We start from the raw sequence: 16,336 nt of genomic DNA, 5'->3' as shown, positions 1-16,336 counted from the left end.
GGGTTTATCGTCAAGCGTCAGGATTATTGCAGCAGGGAGATATCCGCAACCTTCAAGAACAGCTCGCGCAGCTTGGACAGCAGCGTCAGGCGGTTGATACGCAGGTCTTTATCTTCCGCGTTAACCATCACCTTATCGAAGAATTCGTCAACCGGCTCGCGCAGGTTGGCCAGCTCTTCCAGGGCTTCCTGGTAACGGCCTTCGGCAAAGAACGGCTCCAGCTTGTCGCGCAGCACGACCAGGTTAGTCGCGAGGCGAATCTCTTCGGCCTCTTTCAGCACGGACGCGTGAACGTGGTCGTTCAGCTGTTCGTCTGACTTCGCCAGAATGTTGGAAACGCGTTTATTTGCCGCCGCCAGCGCCGCTGCCGCTTCCAGGGTACGGAAGTGGGAAACGGCCTTCATGCGCGCGTCGAAGTCTGCCGGTTTGGTTGGACGACGTGCCAGCACGGCCTGGATGGTATCCACGCTGTGGCCTTCTTCCTGATACCAGGCGCGGAAACGGCCCAGCATAAAGTCGATCACCTCGTCGACAACCTTCTCGTTGGTCAGCTTGCTGCCGTAGAGGCGCACGGCTTCTTCGGTCAGGGTTTGCAGATCCAGCGGCAGGTTTTTCTCAACGATGATGCGCAGCACACCAAGGGCGGCACGACGCAGGGCAAACGGGTCTTTGTCGCCTTTTGGATGCTGGCCGATGCCGAAGATGCCCGCGAGGGTGTCCATCTTATCGGCAATCGCTACGGCGCAGGCCACGAGGTTAGACGGCAGCGCATCGCCCGCAAAACGCGGCTGATACTGTTCGTTCAGCGCAACGGCTACGTCTTCGGCTTCGCCGTCGTGACGCGCGTAGTGCATGCCCATCACGCCCTGAGTGTCGGTGAACTCGAACACCATGTTGGTCATCAGGTCGCACTTGGACAGCAGGCCAGCGCGGGTCGCGTGGTTTACGTCCGCGCCAATCTGCCCGGCAATCCAGCCTGAGAGCGCTTCGATGCGGTTAGTTTTGTCGCGCAGCGTACCGAGCTGCTGTTGGAACAGCACGGTTTCCAGACGCGGCAGGTTATCTTCCAGACGCTTTTTGCGGTCGGTATTGAAGAAGAACTCGGCATCCGCCAGGCGCGGACGAACGACCTTCTCGTTACCGGAGATAATCTGCACCGGATCTTTCGATTCGATGTTGGCGACGAAGATAAAGTTTGGCAGCAGCTTGCCGTCGTTTGCGTAAACAGGGAAGTACTTCTGGTCACCTTTCATGGTGTGAACCAGCGCTTCCGCAGGCACCGCGAGGAATTTCTCTTCGAATTTCGCGGTCAGAACCACCGGCCATTCCACCAGAGAAGTGACTTCTTCCAGCAGGCTTTCGCTCAGATCGGCGTTGCCGCCAATTTTGCGCGCCGCTTCTTCCGCACCGGCTTTGATGGCCGCTTTACGCTGTTCGTAGTCGGCGATAACTTTGCCGCGCTCCAGCAGGATTTGCGGATACTGGTCGGCGTTATCGATGGTGAATTCCTGCTCGCCCATAAAGCGGTGGCCGCGAATCACGCGATCGGACGCAATGCCGAGAATGGTGGCCGGAATCACTTCTTCGCCCAGCAGCAGGGTCACGGTGTGAACAGGACGCACGAACTGGGTGTTTTTGTCACCCCAGCGCATCAGCTTAGGAATGGGCAGTTTGGTCAGCGCCGTGGCGATCATGGCTGGCAGAAGTGCCTGCACGCTTTCGCCTTTGACGTGCGCGCGGTACATCAGCCACTCGCCTTTGTCGGTTGCCAGGCGTTCTGCCTGATCGACCGTGATGCCGCAGCCGCGAGCCCAGCCTTCAGCGGCCTTGCTCGGTTTGCCTTCTGCATCAAAAGCGGCGGAGATAGCCGGGCCGCGCTTTTCAACTTCGCGATCGGGCTGTGCGGCGGCAAGGTTGGCGATTTTCAGCGCCAGGCGACGCGGAGCCGCAAACCATTTCACTTCACCGTGCGCGACGTTTGCCGCGTCCAGTTCCGCCGTTACGTTCGCAGCAAAGGATTCCGCCAGGCTGCGCAGGGCTTTTGGTGGCAGCTCTTCAGTGCCGATCTCCACCAGAAAAGTTTTTTCAGACATGGCAGCCTCTTATTTATTCTTATTGCACATCGGGAAGCCAAGCGCTTCACGAGAAGCGTAATAGGCTTCGGCCACGGCTTTGGTCAGGGTACGAATACGCAGAATGTAGCGCTGACGCTCGGTTACCGAGATGGCTTTACGCGCATCCAGCAGGTTAAAGCTGTGCGCCGCTTTCAGAATGCGTTCGTAAGCTGGCAGAGGCAGCGGGTTTTCCAGCGCCAGCAGGTGCTGCGCCTCTTTCTCATACTGCTCGAAGCAGGAGAACAGGAAATCCACATCGGCGTGTTCGAAGTTATAAGTGGACTGCTCAACTTCGTTCTGGTGGAACACGTCGCCGTAGGTGGTTTTACCCAACGGGCCGTCGCTCCAGACCAGATCGTAAACGCTGTCCACGCCCTGGATATACATCGCCAGGCGCTCTAAACCGTAGGTGATTTCCCCGGTGACAGGCTTACATTCCAGGCCGCCAACCTGCTGGAAGTAGGTGAACTGCGTCACTTCCATGCCGTTGAGCCACACTTCCCAACCCAGACCCCAGGCACCCAGCGTTGGGTTTTCCCAGTTGTCTTCTACGAAGCGAATATCGTGAATGGTCGGATCCATACCCAGCTCTTTAAGAGACCCGAGGTACAGTTCCTGAATATTGTCCGGTGACGGCTTAATCACCACCTGGAACTGATAGTAGTGCTGCAGGCGGTTCGGGTTCTCACCGTAGCGGCCATCGGTAGGACGGCGGGACGGCTGCACGTAGGCGGTAGCCATCGGTTCTGGCCCTAAAGCCCGCAGGCAGGTCATTGGGTGAGAGGTACCGGCGCCGACTTCCATGTCCAGAGGTTGAACAATGGTGCAGCCCTGGCGAGCCCAGTAGTCCTGTAAAGTCAGGATCAGGCCTTGAAAGGTCTTGGTATCAAACTTTTGCATGTTGATTTCGCACGCGTTCGAGTGGGTTTAAAGAGAAGCGGTCAGTATACCCGTTGACCGCAAGATATACAGCCCGAATCCGCGCGCATTAAGGGGCTGTTTGCCTATGGTTGCGGCTTTATGTCGTCGAAAGGTGTAAGAATTGACCACTTTCGTCGAAGGAGCAGGTGAAACCTTCCTGACGCGCGGTGCTGCCCTTTATCTCGTAACTTCCCTGGTACTGTTCGATATCAATGACGCTTACCCGCTGGGCGCGGGTGTTATAACGGTGCGCGGCCTCCTGCTTGCAGGTTTCCACCATTGCGCTGCTTTGTACCGCTGGGGCGTGAGCCTGCTGGGCAAACTGGGTGTGCTGTTCCGGCGAACTACAGGCGCTCAGCAGGAAAACGGTAAGGGCTAACGCCCAACGGGTATTTTTTATCTGTCGCATCATCATTAGCTTACGCTACGTTAAAATAATTATTGTTATTCACTATTTACCAGCTATTTATATTCTGCAAACGCAAAACGCCCTTTTGCTTTTGTAGATTGCGAACAGAGGAACGCATGCAGCAAAAAATTAACTGGATTGATAACCTTCGCGGCATCGCCTGTCTGATGGTGGTGATGATTCACACCACGAGCTGGTACATCACCAACGCGAGCCTTGTCACTCCGTTTAGCTGGGACTTCTCCAACGTGCTGAATTCCGCCTCGCGGGTGAGCGTGCCGCTGTTCTTTATGATATCCGGCTACCTGTTCTTCGGCGAACGCAGCGCCCAGCAGCGCCATTTCCTGCGCATTGCGCTATGTTTGCTGTTTTATAGCGTCATTTCGCTGATTTATATCCACTTCTTCACGCCGATTAACGCCGGGCTTTCTCTGCGCTACATCCTGCAAAAACCGGTGTTTTATCACCTGTGGTTCTTCTTCGCGATTATCGTGATTTACCTGCTCTCGCCGCTGATACAGGTGAAAAAAGTCAGCGCCGTGACCGTGCTCGGGCTGATGGTTTTGCTGGGCGTTATCGCCAACCCCAACACCGTGCCGCAGACGCTGGAAGGCGTAAAATGGCTGCCGATCAACCTCTACATTCGCGGCGACACCTTCTATTACGTGCTGTATGGCCTGCTGGGCCGGGCGATAGGCATGCTTGAAACCGAAAAGGGCTGGATCAGCGGACTGGCGGGCGGGCTGTTCGCCCTTTGCGTGGTGTCGATATCAATGGGCACGCATAAGCAGCTGGAAATCAACGGTAATTTTGCGGATACCTTTTACGTTTACTGTGGCCCGCTGGTCTTTATCGCCGCTATCAGCCTGCTGGTGCTGGTGAAGAACACGCTGAACTCCCGCCCGCTGCCGGGGCTGGCGTTTATCTCGCGCCACTCGCTCGGCATCTACGGGTTTCACGCGCTGATTATTCACTTCCTGCGCACCCACGGCTACCAAATCACCGGCTCGCCGGTGCTGGATATTCTGTGGATCTTCGGCATGACGCTGGCCTGTAGCCTGTTGCTGTCGATGGGATTACAGCGCATCGACACGCGCAAGCTGGTGAGTTAGGCATTACGGGCGCGGGCGCGGTGCAGCTGGCGAGGTGAGGAAAACCCGGCCGCCACCGCCGCCTGCTCCATGCGCTGGCCCTGCAATAAACGCTGTTCGGCGACCGCCAGACGAAGCTGTTCAAGATAGTCCCGCACCGATATCCCAAGATGTTGCTGAAAAAGCCGCGATAAATGGCGCGCGCTTACGTGCACCTTATCGGCTATTTCCTCTACGCCCCAGGCCAGTTCCGGGGCGGCAGAAAGCAGATCCTGCGCGCGATGCACCGCCGGGTGAATATGATTGCGATAGCGCAACCACGGCGAAAGCTGCGGGTCGTCGCCCGAACGGCGGAACCACACCACCATCTCGCGGGCCACGTCCAGCGCCGCTTTCGGCCCGCAGTAGCGGTTTATCAGGTGCAGCGACAGATCAATGCCTGAAGTGATCCCCGCGCTGGTCCAGATGCTCCGGTCTTCAACAAAAATACGGTTATCTTTCACCTGAGCGGTGGGGGCTGCGGCGCGCAGCCTTGCCAGCACGTCGTGATGGGTGGTGCACTGCACGCCGTTCATCAGCCCGGCCTTCGCCGCCAGAAGCGAGCCGGAGCAAACGCACATCAGATTGAGCCGCTGGCTGTGGATCTGCGGCTGCAGGCGGGTGAGCCAGCGGCGCACCTCCTCGGCCTGAGGGGTATCAAAATAGCGGTTGGAGTCGCAAACGCCCGGCAGCACAAGAAGGCTACCGGGCGGGAAGCTTTCCGGCAGCGGTTCAATGCCGCCAAAGCTCAGCCCGATAGAGGTTGTTACCTGCGGGTCGGGGCCAATGAAATGCAGGTGAAACGCGTCCCCGGCAAGCGTCAGCGTTTCCGCAGGCCCCGTGAGATCGAGCGACAGTACACCAGGCAAAACAACGAACCAGACCCCAACACTCACGATAAAGACTCCAGGCACTCGGCGACGGTTTGAACATCCGCAAAACGCCCCGCCAGCACCGTTTCAGTACGGTGGCGCAGGGTTGCGGCGTCCAGCGTAACGCCTTTCCAGCGCATCGGGAAGGTGAGCATAGCCTCGCTGACAAAAGAAACGCGATAGCCGAGGTCCGACGCCACGCGGGTTGTGGTTTCGCAGCACTGTTCCGTGCGCAGCCCGCAGATAATCAGGTGGTTGATACCTTGCGTCCGCAGCCAGTAATCCAGCCCGGTATCGGTAAACGCGTTGTGCACGTGCTTCTCGAACGTGACGTCCGCTTTATGGCTGAGGAACGGCATCGCCTTCACCGAGCCCGAGGCCAGCGAGAACGGGCCTTCATCATCAACGTGGAAGATATCCACCACCGGCACGCCCAAATCCTGACAGCCGGAAATCAGCCGCAAAATCGCCTGCTGAAAAGCCGGCACGTCGTCCTCCTGCCAGTAGTCACGGTGAAAGAAGGACTGCTGCGTATCAATATTAATAAGCGCGGAACGTGACATTTTCGGACTCCTCGTCGGTGGGTAGGATTACATTGTGACAAGGGGTATCGCGGTTGCTAATACCAAAAACGGACAGGGTGAGGGTGAATCGGGACGAGTTTGCGGATTTGCTTGTGGCAGTGTCGGATGGCGCTTGCGCTTATCCGACCTACGACGATACGGAATCGAGGGTTTTGTGGGGTGGATGGCGCTTCGCTTACGCGACCTACGGCTATACGGAATCAAGGATTTTGTGGGGTGGATGGCGCTTCGCTTACGCGACCTACGGCTATACGGAATCGAGGATTTTGTAGGGTGGATGGCGCTTCGCTTACGCGACCTACGGCTATACGGAATCGAGGGTATTGTAGGGTGGATGGCGCTTGCGCTTACGCGACCTACGGTTATACGGAATCGAGGATTTTGTAGGGTGGATAAGCGCAAGCGCCATCCACCGCTACGGGTTAAATCAGGACATCAGCGGCAGAAGCTGCTGGTAAATCTGGTTAAATACCTGCCGACGCCCGGCATAGCGCTGGTGACGTGCCATATCCGGGATGTGCTGCTGTTCCAGCTCCAGCTGTGGCAGCAGAGATTGCAGGGATTTTCCCGGTGACATCGCAATTTGCGCCAGGCGCGCCGCGCCGAGCGCCGGGCCTACGTCGCCGCCGGTGCGGTAATCCAACGTTTGCCCGCTGATATCCGCCAGCATTTGCCGCCAGTACGGGCTGCGCGCGCCGCCGCCGATAAGCGTAATGCTTTTCGGCGTGATGCCGCAGGAATGCACTACGTCCATGCCGTCTGCCAGCGCGTAGCCCACGCCTTCCAGCACCGATCGCGCAAGCTCCGCCGGGCCGTGCTGATGCGTTAAGCCAAAGAACACGCCTTTTGCCTGTGGGTTATTGTGCGGTGTACGTTCCCCGGACAGATAAGGTAGGAACCAGACAACGCCCGCATCTTCGTTAGCTTTTTCCGCCGCCGCCAGCAGGGCGGGAACCGAGCCTAAGCCGGTGAGTTTTGCCGCCCAGTCCAGGCAGGACGCGGCGCTGAGCATCACGGACATTAAATGCCAGCGGTTGGGAAGCGCGTGGCAGAAGCTGTGCACCGCGCTTTCTGGCTTGCTCCGAAAACCGTCGCTGACCGCGAAATAAACGCCGGACGTACCGAGCGATAGCATCGCCTGGCCCGCGTCTACCATGCCAACGCCAACGGCGCCTGCTGCATTATCGCCGCCGCCGGCCACCACGGGCACGGCAGACATTTTCCACGCCTCGGCCACCTCGGCTTTCAGAACGCCGGTGATTTCGCTGCCTTCAAAGAGTTCTGGCATGTGCTGGCGGCTCAGGCGACAGGCGTCGAGCATGGTGTCGCTCCAGTCGCGTTTTGCCACGTCCAGCCACATGGTGCCAGCCGCATCGGACATGTCGCTTGCGAACTTGCCTGTCATGCGCATGCGCAGATAGTCTTTCGGCAGTAGAACCTTGTTGATCTGCGCAAAGATATCCGGCTCGTGGCGTTCAACCCACAGCAGTTTTGGCGCGGTAAAGCCCGGCATCATCAGGTTGCCGGTGATGCTGCGGGAATCTTCAACGTTGGCTTCTAGCAGGGCGCACTCTTCGCCGCTGCGGCCATCGTTCCATAAAATCGCCGGGCGCAGCACCTGCTGCTTGCTGTCGATAAGCGTTGCGCCGTGCATTTGCCCGGCAATACCCAACGCTTTCACGCCCGTAAGAGAATGCTGTTCGCCAAGCGCTTTCATTGCCCGGTCGGTTGCCTGCCACCAGTCCTCTGGATCCTGTTCCGACCACAGCGGATGCGGGCGCGAAACGGTTAGCGGTTCAGTGCACGAGGCCAATACCTCGCCCTGCTCGCCGAGCAAAATCGCTTTTACGCCCGAGGTTCCGAGATCGATTCCGATATACATAATGGCAGTTCCTTAAAACCGACTAGATTGCTGAAGGCCTGGCGCTAAATGTCGGGTGGCACTTCGTTTACCCGACCTACGAAATATCCGTAGGGTAGATAAATGTTAGTGTCATCCACCACATCATGTCGGGTGGCACTTCGTTTACCCGACCTACGAAATATCCGTAGGGTAGATAAATGTTAGTGTCATCCACCACATCATGTCGGGTGGCACTTCGTTTACCCGACCTACGAAATATCCGTAGGGTGAATAAACTTTAGTGCCATCTACCACATCATGTCGGGTGGCACTTCGTTTACCCGACCTATGAAATATCCGTAGGGTGAATAAACTTTAGTGCCATCTACCACATCATGTCGGGTGGCACTTCGTTTACCCGACCTATGAAATATTCGTAGGGTGGATAAGCGTTAGCGCCATCCACCGCTACTAAGGCCTGGGGTTATTTGTCGAACAGGTAGTGATTTACCAGGTTTTCCAGCAGCTCCTGGTGGCCGCTCTGGTGCTGTGGTGCCAGATTATGCTGTTCAGCGTACTGCGCAATCTGCGCCAGCGACATCTGTCCTTTCAGAATTTGCTGGCCCAGTTCACCATTCCAGCCTGCGTAACGTTTCGCGACACGCTTATCCAGCTCGCCGTCTTCAATCATGCGCGCGGCGATTTTCAGCGACAGCGCCATCACGTCCATCGCGCCGATATGGCCGTAGAACAGGTCATATTTGTCGGTGCTCTGGCGACGCACTTTGGCATCAAAGTTCAGCCCGCCGGTGGAGAAGCCGCCCGCCTTGAGGATCTCGTACATCACCAGCGAGTTTTCTTCAACGCTGTTCGGGAACTGGTCGGTATCCCAGCCCAGCTGCGCATCGCCACGGTTGGCATCCACCGAGCCGAAGATTCCCAGGGCAATGGCGCTGGCGATTTCGTGATGGAAAGAGTGGCCTGCAAGCGTGGCGTGGTTCGCCTCGATGTTTACCTTGATCTCTTTTTCCAGACCAAACTGTTTCAGGAAGCCGTACACCGTCGCGACGTCGTAATCGTACTGGTGCTTGGTAGGTTCCTGCGGTTTCGGTTCGATTAGCAGAGTGCCGCGGAAGCCAATTTTGTGTTTGTGTTCAACCACCATCTGCATGAAGCGGCCAATTTGCTCGCGTTCCTGACGCAGATCGGTATTCAGCAGGGATTCGTAGCCTTCACGCCCGCCCCACAGCACGTAGTTTTCGCCGCCCAGCTGGTGCGTTGCGTTCATCGCCGCAACCACCTGCGAAGCCGCCCAGGAGAACACTTCCGGGTCCGGGTTGGTGGCCGCACCCGCGCCGTAGCGAGGGTTAGTAAAGCAGTTTGCCGTGCCCCACAGCAGCTTCACGCCGGTTTCCTGCTGTTTTTGCGCCAGCACTTCGGTCATCTGCGCGAAGTTGTTTTGATATTCCTTGAGGGAGGCACCTTCCGGCGACACGTCCACGTCGTGGAAGCAGTAATACGGCACGTTCAGCTTGTGGAAAAATTCAAAGGCGACGTCGGCCTTACGTTTTGCCAGCGCCATTGCGTCACCGGCCTGCTGCCATGGGCGCTCAAAGGCACCGACGCCGAACATATCCGCGCCGTTCCAGCAGAAGGTGTGCCAGTAACAGGCGGCAAAGCGCAGGTGTTCTTCCATGCGTTTACCGAGCACCAGCTCGTCCGGGTTGTAGTGGCGGAACGCCAGCGGGTTGGTGGTTTTGGTGCCTTCGAAACGAACGCGATCGAGTTGGTCGAAATAGGCTTGCATAGTGGACTCCGTAATCAGGAAAACTGCTGCCAGGCGAATGTGTACTTATCCTGGGTTTTCCATCGCCGTTGCTCAATTACGTTATTTCACACTGCGCTTTAGAGAATACCCAAATGTGCGCCACCTCGCAAAAACTGGTGAAAATATACAAAGAAATCATTCGAGCTCTATTCCAAAAATTAAGCAAAATGATGAGCGCGCTAATTTAAAAGAAGATCCCCATCATAAATTGAGAATTAAACCAAATTCCATAATGGGAAGATGAAAATCTGTAATTGCCGCTTTTTCATTCAGCGACAACAATTCGTTCGGTCTGCGGAAATATTTCATTCTTAAATCCGAATAATCAGGCCCTAAATATTTCAAGTTGTAGGTTGGCGGCAAGGGAGCTTATCCCCAGGAGCTTACTTCAGTAAGTGACTGGGGTAAGTGAGAGTAGCTAACACCCCTACAGCTCGAAGTATAACGGGCCACCCTACAGGTAAAAATAATATGAAGATTAAGAACATCTTACTGACTCTGTGTGCCTCGCTCGTTCTTACCAGCATGAGCGGCATCGCTAAAGAAGTGAAAATCGGCATGGCGATAGACGACCTGCGCCTTGAGCGCTGGCAGAAGGACCGCGATATTTTTGTTAAAAAGGCCGAGTCGCTGGGCGCAAAAGTATTTGTCCAGTCGGCGAACGGCAACGAAGAAACCCAAATGTCGCAAATTGAAAACATGATCAATCGTGGCGTAGACGTGCTGGTTATTATTCCCTACAACGGCCAGGTATTAAGTAACGTTGTCGCCGAAGCAAAGCGCGAGGGCATAAAAGTATTAGCCTATGACCGCATGATTAATAACGCGGATATCGATTTTTATATCTCGTTTGATAATGAAAAAGTTGGTGAATTACAGGCGCAAAGTCTCGTCGATAAAGTCCCGTCCGGGAATTATTTCTTAATGGGCGGCTCGCCGGTTGATAATAATGCCAAACTGTTCCGCGCAGGCCAGATGAAAGTATTAAAACCCTATATCGACAGCGGAAAAATTAACGTTGTCGGCGATCAGTGGGCGGATGGCTGGCTGCCGGAAAACGCGCTGAAAATTATGGAAAATGCCCTGACGGCGAACAATAACAAAATCGATGCGGTTGTCGCCTCCAACGATGCCACGGCGGGCGGTGCAATTCAGGCGCTGAGCGCGCAGGGGCTGGCGGGCAAGGTGGCGATATCCGGCCAGGATGCGGATCTTGCGGGCGTGAAGCGCATTATCGCCGGAACGCAAACTATGACGGTCTATAAGCCCATCGTCAAACTGGCAAATACCGCCGCGGAAATTGCCGTGGAATTAGGCGAAGGCAAGCAGCCCGCGTCCGACGCCGTGCTTAATAACGGCCTGAAAGACGTTCCGTCCCGCCTGTTAACGCCTGTCGAAGTGGATAAAGCCAATATCGACAGCACCGTGGTTGCCGACGGCTTCCATAAAAAGAGCGAGCTCTAACCCATATCGCCCGCGGTCCGCTGCGGGCGGCAATCTTTAAATACGGGGGAGTTATGGCTTACCTGCTGGAAATGAAAAATATCACCAAGGCTTTTGGCGTGGTGAAGGCGGTGGATAACGTCAGCCTTGCGGTTAACGCCGGGGAAGTGATGTCGCTGTGCGGCGAAAACGGCTCCGGCAAGTCGACGCTGATGAAGGTGCTGTGCGGCATCTATCCCTACGGCAGCTATGAGGGCGAAATCTGGTTTGCCGGGGAGAAGCTTGAGGCGAGCCACATCCGCGATACCGAACGCAAAGGGATCGCCATCATTCACCAGGAGCTGGCGCTGGTGAAGCATCTGACCATTCTGGAGAATATTTTCCTCGGCGCGGAAATGTCGCGTTTCGGCGTGCTGGACTATGACAGCATGACGCTGCGCTGCCAGAAGCTGCTGGCGCAGGTAAACCTGACGCTTTCGCCGGATACCCGCGTGGGGGATTTAGGCCTTGGGCAACAGCAGCTTGTTGAGATAGCCAAAGCGCTGAACAAACAGGTGCGCCTGCTGATTCTGGATGAGCCAACGGCCTCGCTGACCGAACAGGAAACGGCGGTGCTGCTGCGGATAATCCGCGATTTGCAGGATCACGGCATCGCCTGCATTTACATCTCCCACAAGCTCAATGAAGTGAAAGCCATCTCGGATTCCATCTGCGTGATCCGCGACGGGCAGCCCATCGGCACGCGCGATGCGGAGCTCATGAGCGAGGCGGACATTATCACCATGATGGTGGGCCGCGAACTGACGGCGCTGTACCCGAGCGAACCGCACCAAACGGGCGAGGAGATTCTGCGCGTTGAGCATCTTACCGCCTGGCACCCGGTTAACCGGCACATCAAACGGGTAAACGATATTTCGTTCTCGCTGCGCAAGGGGGAAATTCTCGGCATCGCGGGGCTGGTGGGCGCGGGGCGTACCGAAGCGGTGCAGTGCCTGTTTGGCGTATGGCCGGGTAAATCGGAAGGAAAGGTCTACATCGACAACCAGCCGGTCACTATTACCCGCTGCCAGCAGGCTATCGCCCACGGTATCGCCATGGTGCCGGAAGATCGCAAAAGAGATGGCATCGTGCCGGTGATGGCGGTGGGGCAGAACATCACGCTCGCCTCGCTCGGCCAGTTCTCCGGCGCGTTGAGCCACCTTGACGACGCCGCAGAACAGAACTGCATTTTGCAGTTCATCCAGCGGCTGAAGGTTAAAACGTCTTCCCCGGCGCTGGCCATCGGGCGGCTTAGCGGCGGCAATCAGCAAAAGGCGATTCTTGCCCGCTGCCTGCTGCTTAACCCGCGCATTCTCATTCTTGATGAGCCCACGCGCGGCATCGATATTGGCGCGAAATACGAAATCTACAAGCTCATTAATCTCCTGGTTCAGCAGGGAATTGCGGTGATTGTAATTTCTTCCGAACTGCCCGAGGTGCTCGGCCTGAGCGACCGGGTGCTGGTAATGCACGAGGGGCGTATCAAAGCCAACCTGATTAACCACAACCTGACCCAGGAACAGGTCATGGAAGCGGCACTGAGGAGTGACCATCATGTCGAAAACCAACCCGTCTGAAATCAAACTTGCCGCGTCCGGGCCGGGGCTGTCGTTTGGCGGCCTGAAGTCCTTGAACCTGCAGGTGTTTGTAATGATTGCCGCCATTATCGTCATCATGCTGTTTTTTACCTGGATGACGGACGGCTCGTATCTCAGCGCGCGTAACATCTCCAACCTGCTGCGCCAGACGGCGATCACCGGGATTCTAGCCGTCGGCATGGTGTTTGTGATTATCTCGGCGGAAATCGACCTGTCGGTTGGCTCGATGATGGGCCTGCTGGGCGGCGTGGCGGCGATTTTCGACGTCTGGCTGGGCTGGCCGCTGCCGCTGACCATCGCGGTGACGCTCGCGCTCGGCCTGCTGTTGGGGGCCTGGAACGGCTGGTGGGTGGCGTATCGCAAGGTTCCATCCTTTATTGTGACTCTCGCAGGCATGCTGGCGTTTCGCGGCGTGCTGATTGGGATCACCAACGGCACCACGGTTTCGCCAACCAGCGCGGCGATGTCGCAGATTGGCCAAAGCTATTTGCCGGATGGGATAGGTTTCGGCGTCGGCGTGTTGGGGCTGATGGCGTTCGTGGCGTGGCAGTGGAGGCTGCGGGTACGTCGCCAGGCGCTTGGGCTTGCTGCACCTGCGTCCACCGGCGTGGTCGGGCGTCAGGCTATCACCGCGGTTATTGTGCTTGGCGCTATCTGGCTGTTGAACGATTATCGCGGCGTGCCGACGCCGGTGCTGATTCTGGCGCTGCTGCTGCTTGCGGGCATGTTTATGGCGACGCGTACCGCCTTTGGCCGCAGAATCTACGCCATCGGCGGCAACATCGAGGCGGCGCGCCTTTCGGGCATCAACGTTGAGCGCACCAAGCTCGCCGTCTTTGCCATTAATGGCCTGATGGTGGCAATCGCCGGGCTGATCCTCAGCTCGCGCCTGGGGGCCGGTTCTCCCTCGGCGGGGAACATCGCCGAGCTGGATGCTATCGCCGCCTGCGTTATTGGCGGCACCAGCCTCGCCGGGGGCGTGGGCAGCGTCGCCGGAGCGGTGATGGGCGCATTTATTATGGCCTCTCTCGACAACGGCATGAGTATGATGGACGTCCCGACGTTCTGGCAGTACATCGTCAAAGGGGCCATTTTGCTGTTGGCGGTATGGATGGACTCGGCAACGAAACGCCGGGCCTGAGAGTGTGTAAGCGATCACAATGCCGGGGCAATCTTCCCCGGCTTTGCCGTCGCTGTGGTATTCAAACACGGGGTGATTTTGGGAATCTTTAGCATGTTTGAGAAACGTCATCGCATTACGTTGTTATTCAATGCCAATAAGGCCTACGACCGCCAGGTGGTCGAAGGCGTGGGCGAATATTTGCAGGCGTCTCAATCAGAATGGGACATTTTTATCGAAGAGGACTTTCGCGCGCGTATCGACAACATAAAGGAGTTGGGCGACGGCGTGATTGCAGATTTCGACGATACGGAAATTGAAAGATTGCTCAAAGGCGCTAACGTGCCGATTGTCGGCGTAGGCGGCTCCTACCATCGGCCTGAGCATTATCCGCCGGTGCATTACATCGCCACGGACAACCATGCCCTGGTGCAGAGCGCGTTTTTGCATTTGAAAGAAAAGGGCGTGCATCGTTTCGCGTTTTACGGGCTGCCTGGCTCCAGCAATAAGCGCTGGGCCGTCGAGCGTGAACACGCCTTCCGCGAGCTGGTTGCGGAGGAAAAGTATCGCGGCGTGGTGTATCAGGGAATCGAAACCGCGCCGGAAAACTGGCAGCACGCGCAAAACAGGCTGGCAGACTGGGTGCAAACCCTGCCGCCGCAGACGGGGATTATCGCGGTCACCGATGCCAGGGCGCGCCATTTGCTACAGGTCTGCGAGCATCTGCATATTCCGGTGCCGGAAAAGCTGTGCGTTATCGGTATTGATAACGAGGAGCTGACGCGCTACCTGTCGCGCGTGGCGCTGTCTTCCGTGGCGCAAGGCACCAGGCAGATGGGCTATCAGGCCGCCAAACTACTGCATCGCCTGCTGGATAACGAAGCGCTGCCGCTGCAACGGGTGCTGGTGCCGCCGGTGCGGGTGGTGGAACGGCGCTCGACGGATTACCGCTCGCTGCACGATCCGGCGGTGATTCAGGCGATGCACTACATCCGCAATCATGCCTGCAAGGGCATTAAGGTGGAGCAGGTTTTGGACGCGGTGGGCATTTCACGGTCCAATCTGGAAAAGCGCTTCAAAGAAGAGGTGGGTGAAACCATTCACGCGGTCATTCATGCGGAAAAGCTTGAGAAAGCGCGGAGTTTATTGATTTCCACGTCCTTGTCGATCAACGAGATATCGCAAATGTGCGGCTATCCGTCTTTGCAGTATTTCTATTCGGTATTTAAAAAAGAGTATGACGCCACGCCGAAAGATCACCGCGAACGCTACAGCGAGATTATGGTTTAAATAAAAAAAAACGCCTTCTGAAGGAAGGCGTTCAAATGTATCTATTATTATTAACTTAGTTTTAACAACGCTATTTTTGTAATTAGTTAGCAGCCATTAATCGCTGGTTACTCTGATACATAGCAAACAGATAATTGTTATAGCTATTACCTTTCGTCGAGTAGCCTTTCAGCTTATGAATCATATTGCTGGCCGTTACTTCCTGATCGGCTTTACGCAGCTGCGCGCGCGATTTACGGAATGATTTGTATGCCGCATGCGTATTCAGATTAGTAACGTAAGCGCTCACGCCTTCCTTCACTGAATCGTAATGCTGGTAACCTTTTACCTTGCCGGAACCGCTGTTGCAGTGACGCGTGCCGCATTTCATGCCGAAAAGGTTATTGTTGCTGCGCGCAAGTTTGGACGTACCCCAACCGCTCTCAGCCGCCGCCATCGTTGCCACCATGTTGGTAGGGATGATGTCGACTTTTTCCATCAGCTGATTCCACGGCACACGGCTGGTATTACCGTTCCATGCAATTTTGTAGCGCTGAGTAATGCCTTTCAGGCGCGTGCGCTCAGACGGCGACCAGCGCTTTTCGTACTGCTTAGAGACAAGCCAGTTACGATCGGCGGTGATAGCAGCATTTTGACTAGTAATGTATGGCATGACCGTCCGGAGAAACGCTTTTTTTCTAGGTGTTCCGGAAGGGTATTTTCGCAAATCAGGGAGCGATGCCAATTCACTATTGCGAGAATACTCTTTCTTACTACTTGCCAGTTTCTTACTTGGTTTTTTCGTGCTGTGTATCTTGGTACTTTTTGTTTTAACTACATGGGCTTTATGCGATTTTGGCTCATGTTTACTTGCTATTACCCCAGTTGAAAAACTGAAGGTGAGTAACATAAGTATCGCAGCCCCAAATCGTCGGATTGGGGTTGATATCATTAGATCTCCTGGGCGGATCGTTGCGTCTCGTGTGCCTTAATCGTCAAAGGATTCGGAAAAAGTAAAGGCGAATACTAACAAAAATAACCTGCCAGGGCACCAAAAGAAATAATCCCAATCTGAAACGTTGTCACGTACGATCTTCTTATGACGGCGAAAAGTATCGCAATATGCGAGAGTTATCGCATATTTTAACGAAATGATACCCAGATCA

13 protein-coding genes are annotated in these 16,336 nt (G+C 55.9%); 5 read left to right on the top strand and 8 right to left on the bottom strand.

Annotation, left to right across the window (positions count from 1 at the left end):
- Positions 1-23 precede the first annotated feature (23 nt).
- From glyS to ACSPHG_RS23235, 3 genes are all read right to left on the bottom strand, one after another.
- On the bottom strand, positions 24-2,093 hold the full coding sequence (gene glyS / locus ACSPHG_RS23245) for a glycine--tRNA ligase subunit beta (RefSeq protein WP_435955829.1): 2,070 nt from the start codon (positions 2,091-2,093) through the stop codon (positions 24-26).
- Between the two features lie 9 nt (positions 2,094-2,102).
- Positions 2,103-3,014, bottom strand: coding sequence for a glycine--tRNA ligase subunit alpha (glyQ, locus tag ACSPHG_RS23240; protein ID WP_034460421.1), 912 nt, complete (start codon positions 3,012-3,014; stop codon positions 2,103-2,105).
- A 118-nt stretch (positions 3,015-3,132) separates the two neighbouring features.
- Complete coding sequence (locus tag ACSPHG_RS23235; protein ID WP_435955828.1) at positions 3,133-3,447, bottom strand: YsaB family lipoprotein; 315 nt, start codon at positions 3,445-3,447, stop codon at positions 3,133-3,135.
- A 113-nt stretch (positions 3,448-3,560) separates the two neighbouring features.
- Between ACSPHG_RS23235 and ACSPHG_RS23230 the strand changes: the two genes are divergently transcribed.
- Entirely contained in the window at positions 3,561-4,556 is a 996-nt protein-coding gene (locus ACSPHG_RS23230; RefSeq protein WP_435955827.1) for an acyltransferase, read from the top strand.
- On the opposite strand, the gene ACSPHG_RS23225 is transcribed toward ACSPHG_RS23230, so the two are convergent.
- The 4 genes from ACSPHG_RS23225 to xylA all read right to left on the bottom strand — a co-directional run bounded on the left by ACSPHG_RS23225 (position 4,553) and on the right by xylA (position 9,680).
- Positions 4,553-5,470 carry a GlxA family transcriptional regulator gene (locus tag ACSPHG_RS23225; protein WP_435955826.1) on the bottom strand — a complete coding sequence of 306 codons (918 nt, stop codon included), beginning with the start codon at positions 5,468-5,470 and terminating at the stop codon, positions 4,553-4,555. The genes ACSPHG_RS23230 and ACSPHG_RS23225 overlap by 4 nt on opposite strands.
- Complete coding sequence (locus ACSPHG_RS23220; RefSeq protein WP_435955825.1) at positions 5,467-6,009, bottom strand: isochorismatase family protein; 543 nt, start codon at positions 6,007-6,009, stop codon at positions 5,467-5,469. Before ACSPHG_RS23220 ends, ACSPHG_RS23225 begins: the two co-directional genes overlap by 4 nt.
- 448 nt (positions 6,010-6,457) lie before the next feature.
- Positions 6,458-7,912: a xylulokinase gene (gene xylB / locus ACSPHG_RS23215; protein WP_435955824.1), complete on the bottom strand. Its 1,455-nt coding sequence runs from the start codon at positions 7,910-7,912 to the stop codon at positions 6,458-6,460.
- A 445-nt stretch (positions 7,913-8,357) separates the two neighbouring features.
- Positions 8,358-9,680, bottom strand: coding sequence for a xylose isomerase (gene xylA, locus ACSPHG_RS23210; RefSeq protein ID WP_435955823.1), 1,323 nt, complete (start codon positions 9,678-9,680; stop codon positions 8,358-8,360).
- A gap of 492 nt (positions 9,681-10,172) precedes the next feature.
- On the opposite strand from xylA, the gene xylF reads away from it, so the two are divergent.
- The 4 genes from xylF (at position 10,173) to xylR (ending at position 15,191) form a co-directional block, all read left to right on the top strand.
- A complete protein-coding gene (gene xylF / locus ACSPHG_RS23205; RefSeq protein WP_435955822.1) occupies positions 10,173-11,165 on the top strand; it encodes a D-xylose ABC transporter substrate-binding protein in 993 nt (330 codons plus the stop codon).
- Positions 11,166-11,218: 53 nt separating this feature from the next.
- Positions 11,219-12,760, top strand: a complete 1,542-nt coding sequence (locus tag ACSPHG_RS23200) for a xylose ABC transporter ATP-binding protein (protein ID WP_435955821.1) — start codon at positions 11,219-11,221, stop codon at positions 12,758-12,760.
- The gene (gene xylH / locus ACSPHG_RS23195; protein WP_435955820.1) at positions 12,738-13,922 is read left to right on the top strand and encodes a xylose ABC transporter permease XylH; all 1,185 of its coding nucleotides are present in this window, start codon (positions 12,738-12,740) and stop codon (positions 13,920-13,922) included. Before ACSPHG_RS23200 ends, xylH begins: the two co-directional genes overlap by 23 nt.
- Positions 13,923-14,015: 93 nt before the next feature.
- A complete protein-coding gene (xylR, locus tag ACSPHG_RS23190; protein ID WP_435955819.1) occupies positions 14,016-15,191 on the top strand; it encodes a D-xylose utilization transcriptional activator XylR in 1,176 nt (391 codons plus the stop codon).
- 82 nt (positions 15,192-15,273) lie between these two features.
- Here the strand turns inward: xylR and ACSPHG_RS23185 are convergent, their stop codons facing one another.
- Positions 15,274-16,122, bottom strand: a complete 849-nt coding sequence (locus ACSPHG_RS23185) for a protein bax (RefSeq protein WP_435955818.1) — start codon at positions 16,120-16,122, stop codon at positions 15,274-15,276.
- Between the last annotated feature and the right edge of the window lie 214 nt (positions 16,123-16,336).

The organism is Dryocola baronae (assembly GCF_051297175.1).
GTDB lineage: Bacteria > Pseudomonadota > Gammaproteobacteria > Enterobacterales > Enterobacteriaceae > Dryocola.
Note: the sequence above shows the minus strand (reverse complement) of the source record. Positions and strands in the feature narration are given on the sequence as shown.

What these genes read in the sequence shown, in the direction of transcription:
- glyS (WP_435955829.1), bottom strand. Translation starts at nt 2,093, where the DNA reads ATGTCTGAAAAAACTTTTCTGGTGGAGATCGGCACTGAAGAGCTGCCA.
- ACSPHG_RS23235 (WP_435955828.1), bottom strand. Translation starts at nt 3,447, where the DNA reads ATGATGCGACAGATAAAAAATACCCGTTGGGCGTTAGCCCTTACCGTT.
- xylF (WP_435955822.1), top strand. Translation starts at nt 10,173, where the DNA reads ATGAAGATTAAGAACATCTTACTGACTCTGTGTGCCTCGCTCGTTCTT.
- ACSPHG_RS23200 (WP_435955821.1), top strand. Translation starts at nt 11,219, where the DNA reads ATGGCTTACCTGCTGGAAATGAAAAATATCACCAAGGCTTTTGGCGTG.
- xylH (WP_435955820.1), top strand. Translation starts at nt 12,738, where the DNA reads ATGTCGAAAACCAACCCGTCTGAAATCAAACTTGCCGCGTCCGGGCCG.
- glyQ (WP_034460421.1), bottom strand. Translation starts at nt 3,014, where the DNA reads ATGCAAAAGTTTGATACCAAGACCTTTCAAGGCCTGATCCTGACTTTA.
- xylB (WP_435955824.1), bottom strand. Translation starts at nt 7,912, where the DNA reads ATGTATATCGGAATCGATCTCGGAACCTCGGGCGTAAAAGCGATTTTG.
- xylR (WP_435955819.1), top strand. Translation starts at nt 14,016, where the DNA reads ATGTTTGAGAAACGTCATCGCATTACGTTGTTATTCAATGCCAATAAG.
- ACSPHG_RS23230 (WP_435955827.1), top strand. Translation starts at nt 3,561, where the DNA reads ATGCAGCAAAAAATTAACTGGATTGATAACCTTCGCGGCATCGCCTGT.
- ACSPHG_RS23185 (WP_435955818.1), bottom strand. Translation starts at nt 16,122, where the DNA reads ATGATATCAACCCCAATCCGACGATTTGGGGCTGCGATACTTATGTTA.
- ACSPHG_RS23220 (WP_435955825.1), bottom strand. Translation starts at nt 6,009, where the DNA reads ATGTCACGTTCCGCGCTTATTAATATTGATACGCAGCAGTCCTTCTTT.
- xylA (WP_435955823.1), bottom strand. Translation starts at nt 9,680, where the DNA reads ATGCAAGCCTATTTCGACCAACTCGATCGCGTTCGTTTCGAAGGCACC.